Annotated in this window: 12 protein-coding genes; 8 read left to right on the plus strand and 4 right to left on the minus strand. The window is 71.9% G+C overall.

The genetic code is table 11. From position 1 onward, the window contains the following. The first annotated feature begins 210 nt into the window (after positions 1-210). The gene (locus ACIBI4_RS07035; RefSeq protein ID WP_399202585.1) at positions 211-1,779 is read left to right on the plus strand and encodes a PucR family transcriptional regulator; all 1,569 of its coding nucleotides are present in this window, start codon (positions 211-213) and stop codon (positions 1,777-1,779) included. Here ACIBI4_RS07035 and ACIBI4_RS07040 read toward each other — a convergent pair. Next, positions 1,760-3,115: a purine-cytosine permease family protein gene (locus tag ACIBI4_RS07040; protein WP_399202586.1), complete on the minus strand. Its 1,356-nt coding sequence runs from the start codon at positions 3,113-3,115 to the stop codon at positions 1,760-1,762. The genes ACIBI4_RS07035 and ACIBI4_RS07040 overlap by 20 nt on opposite strands. Positions 3,116-3,292: 177 nt before the next feature. Between ACIBI4_RS07040 and fdrA the strand changes: the two genes are divergently transcribed. The 3 genes from fdrA (at position 3,293) to ACIBI4_RS07055 (ending at position 7,262) form a co-directional block, all read left to right on the plus strand. Then, positions 3,293-4,876, plus strand: a complete 1,584-nt coding sequence (gene fdrA / locus ACIBI4_RS07045; RefSeq protein WP_399202587.1) for an acyl-CoA synthetase FdrA — start codon at positions 3,293-3,295, stop codon at positions 4,874-4,876. Then, on the plus strand, positions 4,873-6,366 hold the full coding sequence (locus ACIBI4_RS07050; RefSeq protein WP_399202588.1) for a DUF1116 domain-containing protein: 1,494 nt from the start codon (positions 4,873-4,875) through the stop codon (positions 6,364-6,366). The genes fdrA and ACIBI4_RS07050 overlap by 4 nt, the downstream gene beginning before the upstream one ends. Positions 6,367-6,596: 230 nt before the next feature. Next, positions 6,597-7,262 carry a DUF2877 domain-containing protein gene (locus ACIBI4_RS07055; protein WP_399202589.1) on the plus strand — a complete coding sequence of 222 codons (666 nt, stop codon included), beginning with the start codon at positions 6,597-6,599 and terminating at the stop codon, positions 7,260-7,262. A gap of 27 nt (positions 7,263-7,289) precedes the next feature. On the opposite strand, the gene ACIBI4_RS07060 is transcribed toward ACIBI4_RS07055, so the two are convergent. Beyond that, positions 7,290-8,036, minus strand: a complete 747-nt coding sequence (locus ACIBI4_RS07060; RefSeq protein ID WP_399202590.1) for a phosphotransferase family protein — start codon at positions 8,034-8,036, stop codon at positions 7,290-7,292. 162 nt (positions 8,037-8,198) lie between these two features. Here ACIBI4_RS07060 and ACIBI4_RS07065 point away from each other — a divergent pair, with 162 nt between their 5' ends. Further along, on the plus strand, positions 8,199-8,453 hold the full coding sequence (locus tag ACIBI4_RS07065; protein ID WP_399202591.1) for a hypothetical protein: 255 nt from the start codon (positions 8,199-8,201) through the stop codon (positions 8,451-8,453). Between the two features lie 159 nt (positions 8,454-8,612). Continuing rightward, on the plus strand, positions 8,613-9,794 hold the full coding sequence (tuf, locus tag ACIBI4_RS07070; RefSeq protein WP_399202592.1) for an elongation factor Tu: 1,182 nt from the start codon (positions 8,613-8,615) through the stop codon (positions 9,792-9,794). Positions 9,795-9,836: 42 nt separating this feature from the next. On the opposite strand, the gene ACIBI4_RS07075 is transcribed toward tuf, so the two are convergent. Beyond that, positions 9,837-10,541, minus strand: a complete 705-nt coding sequence (locus tag ACIBI4_RS07075) for a DNA alkylation repair protein (protein WP_399202593.1) — start codon at positions 10,539-10,541, stop codon at positions 9,837-9,839. An 81-nt stretch (positions 10,542-10,622) separates the two neighbouring features. Between ACIBI4_RS07075 and ACIBI4_RS07080 the strand changes: the two genes are divergently transcribed. Together ACIBI4_RS07080 and ACIBI4_RS07085 are read left to right on the plus strand one after the other, a co-directional pair. Next, positions 10,623-11,363 (plus strand): TVP38/TMEM64 family protein, encoded by a 741-nt coding sequence (locus ACIBI4_RS07080; protein WP_399202594.1) that lies wholly within the window; start codon positions 10,623-10,625, stop codon positions 11,361-11,363. A gap of 64 nt (positions 11,364-11,427) precedes the next feature. Then, a complete protein-coding gene (locus ACIBI4_RS07085; RefSeq protein WP_399202596.1) occupies positions 11,428-12,303 on the plus strand; it encodes an undecaprenyl-diphosphate phosphatase in 876 nt (291 codons plus the stop codon). Here the strand turns inward: ACIBI4_RS07085 and ACIBI4_RS07090 are convergent, their stop codons facing one another. Continuing rightward, a complete protein-coding gene (locus ACIBI4_RS07090; RefSeq protein ID WP_399202597.1) occupies positions 12,304-12,852 on the minus strand; it encodes a hypothetical protein in 549 nt (182 codons plus the stop codon). It lies immediately after the preceding gene. Between the last annotated feature and the right edge of the window lie 74 nt (positions 12,853-12,926).

Below are 12,926 nucleotides of genomic sequence, written 5' to 3' on the forward strand. Positions count from 1 at the left end.
AGGACGATAGGAATGCCACGATCGCGGGTCATGGGCAGCCGGTGCCAGTAGCGGACGGGGCTTGTTGACGCCTGCTGACAGTGTGGCCTTCAGGGCCTCGATCACGGATGCGCGAGACCAACTCCTCGTAAAGGCCCGCCCAAAAAAATCGTATACAGTCTTCTGTCCGCGCCGTTTACAGTCCATGGCCCCGCACTCATAGTGGCCAGCGTGGCCGGTTCCCCAGCGCTCGCCCGACGCACCGCCCCCGCCGCGGCCCTGACCGTGGCGCAGGCGCTGGAGCTGCCCGCCCTCGCGGGCGCCCGCCTGGTCGCGGGGCACGCGGGTGCGCTGCATCCGATCAGGGTCGCCAACATCATGGAAGTGCCGGACATCGTCCGCTGGATGCGCGGCGGCGAGTTCCTGCTCACCACGGCCTACGCGGTACGGGACGACGAGCGGGCGCTGGCCGCACTCGTGCCCGAGATGGCGCGGCGCGGGCTCGCCGCGCTCGGCGTCAAGGTGGGCCCGTATCTGCCGGTGCTGCCCGCGTCCATGCTGCGATGTGCCGATGAACTCGCCTTCCCCATCGTGGAGTTGCCCGGCGAGGTGATGCTCAACGACATCCTGTCCGAGGTCATCGGCACGGTCCTGAACCGTCAGGCGCTCAGCCTCGAGCGCACCCAGGCGCTGCGCGAACGGCTCTCGCAGGCCGTGCTCAGCGGCGGTTCCCAGCGCGAGCTCATCGCGCTGCTCTCGCGCGAGACCGGCTGCCCCGCGGCCATCCGCGCGGTCGGCGCGGACGCGGCGGGCGGCAGCGCGCCGGCCCACGGCGACGCTCCGCCCACCCCGCCCACCGTCACCCGCCCGATCACCGTGGGTGGCCGCACGCGCGTCGAGGTGGCGCTGTGGGGTGCGGAGTCCCGTACGAGCGAGGCCGAACTCGCCCTGGCCGTCGAGCACGTGGCGAGCCTGGCGACCATGCTCCTGGTGCAGGAGCGCGCCCTCGCCGAGCGCGAGCGCCGCTACCGCACTCTGCTGCTCACCGCCCTCGTCTCGCACCCGCCGGGCGACCGCGCGGAGGCGGCGCGGCGCGCGGCGGCGCTCGGCTGGGACCTGGAGCGCGAACGCGCCACCGTGGTCGTCGAGGTGAGCGCCGCGCCGGGCGCGCGGACCGCACCGGTCACCGAGGAGCGGCTGCTCTCCGCGGCCCGTACGGCGCTCGGCGCACAGACGCCGGCCTGGGGCACCCCGGGCGGTATGACGGTGCTCGCCGAACCCGGCTCCTCACTGCGCCGCACGTGTGCGGCCCTGCACCGCGCGGTCGCCGCCGCCTGCCCCTCACACACGGTCGCGGTCGCCGCGGGAACCGTGCGCGCCGACTTCGTGGAACTTCATCTCTCGCACGGCGAGGCGCTCTCCGCGCTCGCGCTGGGACGCGAACTCGAAGGGATCGAGGGCTCGTTCACGCGGCTGTACGAGGAGTGCGGTGTGTACCGGCTCCTGAACCAACTGCCTGACACGGAGCTGCGCGCCCTGGTCGCCGAGACGCTCGGGCCGCTGATCGAGCACGACGCCCGGCACGACAGCAGCCTGGTGCACAGCCTCAGCGTCTATCTGCAGCGCGACCGCAACGGGGTGGACGCCGCCGAGGAGCTGCACGTGCACTACAACACGCTGCGCTACCGCCTGAAGCAGATCGAGAAGCTGACCGGCGCACCGGACAAGGATCCGATGCGCCGGCTGCAGACCGAACTGGCGGTGCACGCCCACAGGTTGCTCAGCGCGCGCCTTCGGTGAGCACGGGGGCCGCGGCCGTCTGCCGCGCGGCGCGCCACTGCGGCAGCGAGAACAGCAGGTACAGGATCGCCCCGGTCAGGGGCAGCGTGTGCCAGAGCTTGTCGTCGAAGCCGAAGCCGAGGATCAGGTTGATGCCGAGTCCCGCGAAGTACGCGGTCACGGCACGCCAGTTGACGGCGGCGACGGCAGTTTCGGAGAGGTCGTAGCGGCCTCGCCTGAGCAGGAAGTAGTCCGCGGCGAGGATGCCGGGGATGAGCGGGATGGCGTAGCCGAGATAGCCGAGGTAGGTCAGGAAGGCGTCGAGGATGCCCGCGCTGAGTCCGTAGTACGCGAGGCCGCAGGCCAGGACGCCGGCGATGACGTTGACGGCGATCCGCGGCAGATCGACGGCGGTACGGCCCGCGAGGGACGCCGCGTACATGTTGTTCACCTCGTGCGGGAAGCCCTGCACGAAGATCGCGAAGGTGGCGAGCGCGCCGACCCCGACGATCCCGAAGGCCTCGCCCATGTCGGCCTCGCGCACCCCGAGTCCGAGCAGGATGCCGAGCATGTTGAAGCCGAAGTTGCCGACCATGAACTCGGCGATCGTCGTGGTGTAGACGGTCGACCTGGACTTGCCGAAGCGGGTGATGTCGGGGGTGACCGTCGCTCCGGTCATCCACTTGTTGACCCCGAGCGCGAACAGGGCGAGCGCGGTGGCCTCACCGGCGCGCGCCGGTGTCGCGTTCACGATCTCGCCGATGCCGCCCGCGTGGTTGATCGCGGCGATCACCGCGATCACGACGGTGACCAGCATCAGCGGGACACTGATCCGGCCGACCCAGGTCAGGCCCTTGCCGAAGCCGACGATGGACAGGGCCGTGTACATGGCGCTGAGGACCACGCAGTAGACGAGGCCCAGCCAGGGGTCCTTGCCGCCGGGCAGCACACCGGCGGTGATGCCGGTGCTGTAGCCGACGAACCCGGCGGACAGAAGTGCGATGACGAGGGACGGCAGCCGGCTGCCGCCGCGTCCGAAGGCCGCCTTGAGGCCGAGCGCCGTGGTGATGCGCTCGCGCTGGCCGATCAGGCCGCACAGGATCGACACGACGCTCACCACGAGCGACGAGCCGACGGCGATGAGGACGCCCGTCCAGAACGGGAAGAACAGGCCGAGCGACATGCCGTACAGAAGGTCGGTCGCCGACACCGTGAAGCCCATCCGGACCAGGGTGATCGACAGGGTGGAGCGGCGTTCGTCGGGCGGCAGCCGGTCGGAGGCGAAGTCCTCCGTGGCCTCGGCGGCCCGTCGGGCCCGGTTCGCGGGCTGGTCCATACGCGGTGGTGGGCTGTCCATCCTGGGACACCTCTTCGTCGCTCGGCAGCGGGGACGGGGAGCACGGATGCGGGTGTCCCGGAATGTTCGCCGCCGCCGCGGTCCGCGACACTGTCAGCCGGTGCCAGCGATCCCGGCCGCGCTGCTGGCATCTGTCGCCGAAGCGGACCCCGGGGGTGCGGACCGTACCGTCGGGTCATGGAGCAAGCCACGGACGACACTGCCCCCGACAGCCGCACAGTGCGCACCGTCAACTCCCTGCGCCGCGACACCTATGCCGATTCCGTAGCCCTGATGAGAGCCGCACGACAACTCGGCGAGCGGCCCGGTGTGGCCGCCGCCTCCCTGGTGATGGCCACCGAGGCGAATCTGCGCCTCCTCGCCGACGCCGGACTGCTCACCGAAGCCTCCGCCGAGGCCGGGCCCAACGACCTCATCGTGGCGATCCGCGCCGACGCCGCCGCGGTCGACGACGCGCTCGCCGCCGTGGACGGTCTGCTCGCCGAGCCGGACGCCGCCTCCCACGGCACCCCCGAAGCGCCCACCGCCCGCGCCCTCACCGAGGCCGACCCCGCCACGACGCTCGCGCTGATCTCGACGCCCGGTCCGTACGCGGCCGCCGAGGCGCTCAAGGCGCTGCGTTGCGGCATGCACGCCTTCGTGTTCAGCGACAACGTTCCCCTCGACCAGGAGATCCGTATCAAACAGGAGGCCCACCGCGCGGGCCTGCTCGCCATGGGCCCCGACTGCGGCACGGCCGTCCTCGACGGGGTGCCGCTGGGCTTCGCGAACGTGCTGCGCCCCGGCCGGATCGGCCTGATCGGCGCCTCGGGCACGGGACTTCAGCAGGTGTCCTGTCTGCTCGACGCGTACGGCGAGGGCGTACGGCAGATGATCGGCACGGGCGGCCGTGACCTGAGCGCCGACGTCGGCGGCATCACGACGCTGGACGCGCTGGAGCTGCTCGACGCCGATCCCGGCTGCGCGCTGATCGTCCTCGTCTCGAAGCCGCCGGCGCCGGAGGTCGCCGAGCGGGTGCTCGCGCGGGCCGGGCGGGCGGGCAAGCCGGTCGTGGCCTGCTTCCTCGACGGGACCCGCGCGCACGCGGGCGGCCGGGTCACGGTGGCCGGGACGCTGCGGGACGCCGCGGCCGCCGCGGTCGGAATCCTCGGCGGAAGAACGCCCGTCGTGTTCGAGCGCCCCCACCTCCCCGCCACCTCCGGCGACTTGCTGCGGGCGCTGTACGCGGGCGGCACCTTCGCGTACGAGGCGAGGCAGTTGGTGCCCGACGCGGTGACGGCGACCGAGAGCAACGCGGGTGCGGCCGGTGGGGCCAGTGCGACCGGTGGGGCCGCCATCCGGCTGCCCGGCCGCGATCTGATCCTCGACCTGGGCGATGACGCGTACACCGCGGGCCGCCCGCACCCGATGATCGACCCGACCGTACGGGCCGCGCATCTGCGGGCCGCACTCGACGACCCGCGTACCGCCGTCATCGTCCTCGACGTGGTGCTCGGACACGGCGCGGGAGCCGATCCCGTCGCGGCCCTCGCGGCGGAGCTCGACCGGGTGCCCGCGGGTCAGCGGCCGCCGGTCGTCGGGTTCGTGGTCGGTACCACCGCGGATCCGCAGGGCCGGGATGCCCAGGAGGCGCGGCTGCGCGAAGCGGGCGTCCTGCTCGCGCCGACGAGTACCGATGCCATCGAGTACGCGGTGGCGCTGCTGCCTTCCCCCGGGCACGAGCGCGCCGGGGAACTGACCGCCGCGGGAGGCGCCGTATGACCGCAACGACCGCTTCGCCGCTGCTCGGTGGGGACCCGGTCCGCATCGCCGCGGTCGGGGTGCCCGACTTCGCCGACGTGCCCCGCACGGGCGGTGCCGAAGTCACCGCGCTCGACTGGCGTCCACCGGCCGCGGGCGAGCCGGAACTCGCGTGGCGCCTGGCCGAGCTCACCGGGCACCCGGCCGTCGAGGCCGCCAACCGGGAGGCCGTGGCCCGGCTGCTCGCCGTGCGTCCCGTGTGGACCCGGGTGCTGCCCGCCCGCGGGGCGCTGCCCGCGCTCGACGACCGGACGAGCGGGCGCCGGCTGCTGCTGCACGCCGGGCCGCCGATCGCCTGGCCCGACATGTGCGGCCCGATGCGCGCGGGCGTCATCGGCGCGGCGCTCCTGGAGGGCTGGGCGGACTCCCCCGCGGCGGCCGAACGGCTCGCGGACAGTGGCGCGTTGGAGTTCGAGCCGTGCCACCACCACGAGGCCGTGGGCCCGATGGGCGGGATCATCTCGCCGTCCATGCCGCTTCTCGAGGTCGAGGACGCGGCGTCGGGGCGGCGCGCGTACTCCAACCTCAATGAGGGCGCGGGCCGCTGTCTGCGCTATGGCGCGCTCGGCGACGACGTGATGGCGCGGCTGCGCTGGATGGGCACGGTCCTCGCGCCCGCGCTGTCCGCCGCCCTCAAGGAGCGCGGCGAGGGCGTGGACCTGCGGGCCATCACCGCACAGGCGCTGCAGATGGGCGACGAGTGCCACAGCCGCAACACGGCCGCCTCGGCCCTGCTCCTGCGCGAACTGGCCGCGGAACTCAGCGGGTCGGCACATGCACGCGAGGTGCTGCGCTTCCTCTCCGGCAATCACTACTGGTTCCTGAACTTCTCGATGGCCGCCGCGAAACTCGCCACGTCCGCGGCGCACGGAGTGGAGCACTCCACGCTGGTCACCGCGTTCGCCCGCAACGGTGTCGAGGTCGGCATCCGCGTCAGCGGCCTGGGCGGGGCCTGGTTCACGGCGCCCGCGACGCAGGTCCGCGGCCTGTACTTCGCGGGATACGGACCCGAGGACGCCAACCCCGACATCGGCGACAGCGCGATCACGGAGACCTACGGCCTCGGCGGCTTCTCGCTCGCCGCGGCCCCGGCGATCACCGGCTTCGTGGGCGGCACCGTGGAAGAGGCGCTGGCCACGAGCCGCGAGATGTCCCGGATCGCGCTCGCCCGTCACGAGGCCTACCGCCTCCCGGCGCTCGGCGGGGTGGGCGCACCCGTCGGTATCGATGTGCGCGCCGTCCTCGACACGGGGATCGCGCCCGTGGTGACGACGGGAATCTCGCACCGCGAACCGGGCATCGGCCAGATCGGCGCGGGCCTCACCCACGCACCGCTGGAGTGCTTCCGCAAGGCGCTCGCGGCGACGCCGGTGCCGGTGGGGACGCCAGTGACGGTGAGGACGCCAGTGCCGGTGGGGACGCCGGTCGCGGCAGGGTCCGGTACGCCGTGAGCCCGGCCGCCCTCCCCTGCGCACCGTCCACGCTCGTCGAGCCCCTGATCCACGGGCCTCGGCGAAGGGCGCGCGTGGTCGGCTCCGCTGGGAGGGCGGTCTATCTGCTGCCTTACGGAAGGGGGTTGACCGTTTCGTACGGAGACGAGTCCGACCACGGGAACGCGTCTGCGCCTGCGCCCGCGGACGAGAGGAACCCCACACCCGCCGGGCCGCCGCCCTTCGCCCTGGTGGCGCACACTGGGATACGTGTCCCGGCGGCGGTGGTGCTCACCGCGGCCGCCGGTGAGCGGCCCTTCGCCGGGATCACCCCCGGCGCCGTCGCCCATATCGGGGGCGGACGGGTCGAGTTGGGGCCGCTGCGCCTTGCGGCCGGGGTGTCCTGGGCGCCGCCCCGCGTCCAGGCCACTCCGGTCGCCGAGGCGCCGGCGGCCCTGGCTGCTCCGACTCCTCTGACTGCTCTGGCACGGTTCACCCCTCCGCGTGAACTGCCCGCCGCTGTCGCACCGTTGGCCGCCGGGATCGACGGACACAACGTGGGCGCAGTCGGCATGGAACTCCTGGGCCGCGGCCCGGGCCTCACCCCGTCCGGTGACGACTTCCTCTGCGGCCTGCTCCTGGCCGCCAACACCGCACTCCCCCGGCCGCGTTGGTTCCCGGCCCTGGTGGCGCTGATCGCGCTCGCCCCGTCCCGTACGACCCTCGTCTCGGCGTCGCTGCTCGCGCACGCGGCCGCCGGGCACTGCATCCCTCAGGTGGCGGAGCTGCTGCGGGCAACGGCGGCAGACGGCGCCGTGCCGGTGCGGGAGCTCAGCGCGCTGCTCGCCGTCGGCCACAGCTCGGGCGCGGATCTGCTGCACGGACTGTGCGCGGGGGCGCGCCTGTTGACCGCCTGAGCCGCCGTCACACCGAACGGCGACCGGTCACATCCTGGCCTTCAGCACATCCACCTCGCCACCCGGCGTGAACGGATCGAAGCCGTGCTCGATCAGCCAGCGCACCCCGAGGAGGCTGCGCAACGACCACCATGCGTGGATCACGTCGAGGTCGACCCCGGTGCCATACCCCTCCATGAGGTCGTCGAAGTGCTCCTGGTGCGCGAGGAGCAGGGTGGCGACGTCGTACAGCGCGTCGCCCTGTCCCGCCTCGGTCCAGTCGATGATCCCCGTGACCTCGTCGCCGGCCACGAACACATGCGCCACCTGGAGGTCGCCGTGCGTGAACGCCGGCGTCCACGGCCGCAACGCCGCCTCCGCGACCTGCCGGTTACGGGTGACGAGGTCCGCGGGAAGAACGTCGTGCGACACGAGCCACGCGCACTCCGCGTCGAGCTCCGCGACCAGCGTGTCGACGCTCCGACCCGCCCTGCCCGTGCGGGGCGGCAACGGTGCGTCGTGCAGGGTGCGCAGGGCCGCGCCCGCCGCGGCCCATGCCTCGGGCGACGCGGTCGACGGCTCGCCGAGCCGCGCGATGGCCCGGCCCGGGAGTGCGGCGAGCGCGAGCACCGGCGGCTTGCGCCACAGGACCTCCGGGGTCGGCACCGGTGCGAGCCGCAGCGCCTCGACCTCGGCGTCGGTGCGCGACGGGTCGGCGTCTACCTTGAGGAACACGTCACCGACCCGCAGGGTCGTGCAGTCGGCGTGGGCGACCACGATCTTCACTTCGTCCATGGTCGAGCAGTATCCCGGCGGCCTGCCGGGCCCGCCCGGATTAGGGCCTGTCCGGCGGATCATGCCGCCGTCGGTCTGCGTCGCCTTGTACGGACTGGTGAGGGGCGGTCTGGTGCGTCCAGGTGCAAGGCGGAGGAGGGAGTCGACGCGGAGCGTCGGCGAGTGACGACAACGCAGCAGATGGGCGTGCCAGACCGGCCCGTCCCAGGCATGATCCGCCGGACAGGCCCTAATTCGGTGGACTGGCGCGCGGTCGCCGGAGAAGATCTCAGCATGTTCCGGCAGACCCCCTTCGCAGCCACGTCCGCAGTCGCGGACGCTGCTCGGGCTGCCGATTTCCTGGCTGCCGTTTGCGCCGCAGCCGATTTCCCGGCTGCCGATCTTCTGGTCGACGCCTTCGACGGCGTCCGAAGCTGACCCTCCCCGGACACTCCGGCGGACCCCAGAGGGGGAGGGTCGGTGTCATCCGAGGGGTCCCCGTCTTCCGCCGCCCTGTGCAAGCCGGCCGGCAACCGGTGCGGAAGGCCGTCAACGTCCCCTGACCTCAGGGGAGTTCCAGAAGGACCAGGACAAGCCATGCCCAAGACGGCATACGTGCGGACCAAGCCGCACCTGAACATCGGCACCATGGGTCACGTCGACCACGGCAAGACCACGCTCACCGCCGCGATCACCAAGGTGCTCGCCGAGCGCGGCGGCGGCACCTTCGTTCCGTTCGACCGGATCGACAAGGCCCCGGAGGAGGCCGCGCGCGGGATCACCATCAACATCGCGCACGTCGAGTACGAGACCGACACCCGGCACTACGCGCATGTCGACATGCCCGGCCACGCCGACTACGTCAAGAACATGGTCACGGGCGCCGCGCAGCTCGACGGGGCGATCCTCGTCGTCTCCGCGACGGACGGGATCATGCCGCAGACCTCGGAGCACGTGCTGCTCGCCCGTCAGGTCGGGGTCGACCACATCGTGGTCGCCCTCAACAAGGCCGACGCGGGCGACGCCGAGCTGATCGAGCTCGTCGAACTTGAGGTCCGCGACCTGCTCTCCCAGAACGGCTACGACGGGGACGCGGTGCCGGTCGTGCCGGTGTCCGGTCTCAAGGCCCTTGAGGGCGACGCCCGTTGGACGGCCGCGATCGAGGCGCTGCTCGACGCCGTGGACACCTACGTCCCGATGCCGGAGCGCTACGTGGACGCGCCGTTCCTGCTGCCCGTCGAGAACGTGTTGACGATCACCGGTCGCGGCACGGTCGTCACGGGCGCCGTCGAGCGGGGCACCGTCCGTGTCGGCGACCGCGTGCAGGTGCTCGGCGCGGAGGTCGAGTCGGTCGTCACCGGTCTGGAGACCTTCGGCAAGCCGATGGACGAGGCGCAGGCCGGCGACAACGTGGCGCTGCTGTTGCGCGGTGTGCCGCGCGACGCGGTCCGACGCGGGCATGTGGTGGCCGCGCCGGGCAGCGTCGAGCCGGCGCGGCGCTTCCGGGCGCAGGTGTATGTGCTGTCCGGCCGCGAAGGCGGCCGTACGACACCGCTCACCACCGGCTACCGGCCGCAGTTCTACATCCGCACCGCGGACGTCGTCGGTGACGTCGACCTCGGTGAGGCGGCGGTCGCCCGGCCCGGGGACACCGTCACGATGACGGTCGAGCTGGGCCGTGACGTACCGCTGGAGTCCGGTCTCGGCTTCGCGATCCGCGAAGGCGGACGGACGGTCGGCGCCGGGACGGTCTCGGAGGTCCTCGACGGGACCGCGTGACCGGACCGGCGTGACCGGCCGGCATGACCGGACCGGGCCGGCCTAGCGGCCGACGTTTTTGAGCGCCTCGCGCACCGACAAGGGCGCGAGGCGCTCCTCGTTGTGCAGCACGAAGTCCCGTACGGCCCCGGCGTCCGTCTTCGCGTACTCGCGCAGACACCAGCCGATGGCCTTGCGGAGGAAGAAATCGGGGTGGCCGGCGCGGCGCAGGCAGTAGCCGAAGAGACGCTCGGTGTCGGTCGCGTCCTTGTAGCGGAGCTGGTGCAGCAGCGCCGTCCGCGCCACCCACAGGTCGTCGTCCTCGATCCACGCGTCCATGCCCCGCTTCAGCTCCGGGTCCGCGGCCACCAGGCCGCCGACCACGTGGGCGGCGAGTGCGTCGACGGTGTCCCACCACGAGACGGTGGTGACCAGGTGCCGGGCGACCGGCAGGAAACCGGACGAGCACTGCCTCACGTACCGCCGCAGATAGTCCACGGCGAAGTAGTGGTACTCGCGCTCGGGCAGCGCCCAGGCCCGCAGCGCCACAGCGGCGCAATCCGTCTCGTCGGGCCGGGGCAGCCCGTCGAGCACGGCCTTCGACAGCGCCCTGCGCTCCCCGGAGGGAATCCCGAGAAAGGGAACGACCTCTTTCATGTACGCGGCCATCCGCTCGGCTTTCACCGGATCGGCACTCTTGGCGTACGCGGGGACGAGGCGCCCGATGACGTCATCGGCGAGCGCGCTGACCGGAGCGGTGGGGGCCATGCCTCCGTTGTACACACAACCGACGAACAGATGAGACGCAGACTACGGCGATCAGTGCGGGTTGTCGGTTAGTCTCCCCGAATGTCGGACCTCATCACACGCCCCGCGGCGAGCCCAGCGCTCGCCCGGCCCGCCGCCGGACGCCGGGCGTTCGCCGCGCGCTGCAGCAGGGCGCTGCTGTCCCCGTGGTCCCGGCTCGGTCTGCTGGTGCTGCTCCTCGTCACCGCCGGCAGCTGTGTTCTCCTCTTCGAACCGCAGCGTCTGCTCCAGGACGGCTGGCCGCCGCAGGTCGGCGGCGCCGCGGCCGTGGTCCTCTTCGCCGTCGCCTACGGCCTGTGCACGGCCGCCTTCGTCCCGCGCCCGCTGCTCAATCTGGCCGCCGGAGCCCTCTTCGGCTCGCAGGCCGGGCTCGTCGGCGCACTCGCCGGTACGGTCCTGGGCGCCGGTATCGCCTTCGGCCTCGGCCGCGTACTCGGCCAGGAGGCGCTGCGCCCGCTGCTTCGCGGCAAGATCGTCCACGCGGTGGACGGACAGCTCAGCCGGCACGGCTTCCGTTCGATGCTCGCGGCGCGGCTCTTCCCCGGGGTCCCGTTCTGGGCGGCGAACTACTGCGCCGCGGTGTCCCGGATGCGCTGGGCGCCGTTCCTGATCGCCACGGGCGTCGGCTCGATCCCCAACACCGCCGCGTACGTCATCGCCGGCAGCCAGGCGTCGACACCGACGTCACCCGCGTTCCTGATCGCGATGGGCTTCATCGCCGTGACCGGCCTGGCGGGAGCGATCGTCGCCTGGTGCAAGCGCCACCGCCTCCGCGGCCACTGACCGCCGCACGCTACGCTGCACGGGCCAATCGGTTGATCAACCCAGCACTTGGACGGCGTAGTAGATGTCTTGGTTCGAATCCCTGATCCTCGGACTCGTCCAGGGGCTCACGGAGTTCCTCCCGATCTCGTCCAGCGCGCATCTGCGCCTGACCGCCGCCTTCGCCGGCTGGGAGGACCCGGGCGCGGCCTTCACCGCGATCACACAGATCGGTACGGAGACCGCGGTCCTCATCTACTTCCGCAAGGACATCGCCCGCATCCTGTCGGCGTGGTTCCGCTCACTCCGCGACAAGTCGATGCGCAGTGACCACGACGCCCAGATGGGGTGGCTGGTGATCGTGGGCTCGATCCCGATCGGGGTACTGGGCGTCACGCTCAAGGACCAGATCGAGGGTCCGTTCCGTGATCTGCGGCTGATCGCCACGACCTTGATCGTGATGGGCATCGTCCTCGGCATCGCCGACCGTCTGGCGGCCCGCGACGAGATCGGCGGCCGCCACCGGGCGGTCCGCGAGCGCAAGACGCTCAAGGACCTGAACGTCAAGGACGGCCTGATCTACGGCTTCTGCCAGGCCATGGCCCTGATCCCCGGCGTCTCCCGCTCGGGCGCCACGATCAGCGGCGGCCTCCTCATGGGCTACACCCGCGAGGCAGCGGCCCGCTACTCCTTCCTCCTGGCGATCCCCGCGGTCCTGGCCTCGGGCGCCTTCGAACTCAAGGACGCGGGCGAGGGCGGGCATGTCTCGTGGGGTCCGACGATCTTCGCGACGATTGTCGCGTTCGTGGTGGGCTATGCGGTCATCGCCTGGTTCATGAAGTTCATCACCACAAAGTCCTTCATGCCGTTCGTCTACTACCGCATCGCTCTCGGCATCCTGCTCTTCATTCTGGTGAGCATGGGCGTACTCAGCCCGCACGCGGGCGAGTCGGCGGGCTGATCATGGGCCTGGCCTGAGGATCGGAAGGGCCTTCGGGAGCAGCTCTTCGTAATCCGGGCGTTCCATGTCCTCGAGGCTGTCCGTGCACAGCCCCTTGGACCAGAACGGTTCGAAGGGGAGATACGGTGCGCCGTCCCCGTTCTCGGCGATCACGAGGATCAAGCAGTCGACTTCGTCGTCGCGCCCCTCGCCGGGCTGCCAGTCGGAGTCAGGGGCCACCTGGTACGCGTGGGCCACGACGGGCACGTCGTCTTCGCCTCTGTACTCCGTCGTGGCGTGGAACATCGACACCTCCGCGGGACGCAGCACCGGAACGGGGACACCCTGCCGCTGCGCGGCCCCCTCCAGTGCCTGCTGCAGTTGGTCGCGCCCGGTGGAGCCGTCAAGGAAGGCTGTGTACCACCCGGCCACCCCCGTCCGGGCCGCGTCCACGCCGACCTCGCTCAATTCGTCGCGGCTCAGCGTCGCGTCCTGCCACAGATACACGCCGAAACCGGCCGCGAGGAGCAGGGGCCACAGGATCAGGACGATCAAGGTCCGGCGCGCCATCCCATCCCCCTGCATCACACACTCCCCGGTGCACAGATTGCGCTTCCCGCAGCAGGATGCAGTGGCGTGGCAGT

The organism is Streptomyces sp. NPDC050418 (assembly GCF_044458745.1).
Classification (GTDB): Bacteria; Actinomycetota; Actinomycetes; order Streptomycetales; family Streptomycetaceae; genus Streptomyces.

Bases quoted from the DNA above. Each gene is read 5' to 3' on its own strand.
- ACIBI4_RS07040 (WP_399202586.1), bottom strand. From the start codon at position 3,115: ATGGACAGCCCACCACCGCGTATGGACCAGCCCGCGAACCGGGCCCGA.
- fdrA (WP_399202587.1), top strand. From the start codon at position 3,293: ATGGAGCAAGCCACGGACGACACTGCCCCCGACAGCCGCACAGTGCGC.
- ACIBI4_RS07050 (WP_399202588.1), top strand. From the start codon at position 4,873: ATGACCGCAACGACCGCTTCGCCGCTGCTCGGTGGGGACCCGGTCCGC.
- ACIBI4_RS07060 (WP_399202590.1), bottom strand. From the start codon at position 8,036: ATGGACGAAGTGAAGATCGTGGTCGCCCACGCCGACTGCACGACCCTG.
- tuf (WP_399202592.1), top strand. From the start codon at position 8,613: ATGCCCAAGACGGCATACGTGCGGACCAAGCCGCACCTGAACATCGGC.
- ACIBI4_RS07075 (WP_399202593.1), bottom strand. From the start codon at position 10,541: ATGGCCCCCACCGCTCCGGTCAGCGCGCTCGCCGATGACGTCATCGGG.
- ACIBI4_RS07080 (WP_399202594.1), top strand. From the start codon at position 10,623: ATGTCGGACCTCATCACACGCCCCGCGGCGAGCCCAGCGCTCGCCCGG.
- ACIBI4_RS07085 (WP_399202596.1), top strand. From the start codon at position 11,428: ATGTCTTGGTTCGAATCCCTGATCCTCGGACTCGTCCAGGGGCTCACG.
- ACIBI4_RS07090 (WP_399202597.1), bottom strand. From the start codon at position 12,852: ATGGCGCGCCGGACCTTGATCGTCCTGATCCTGTGGCCCCTGCTCCTC.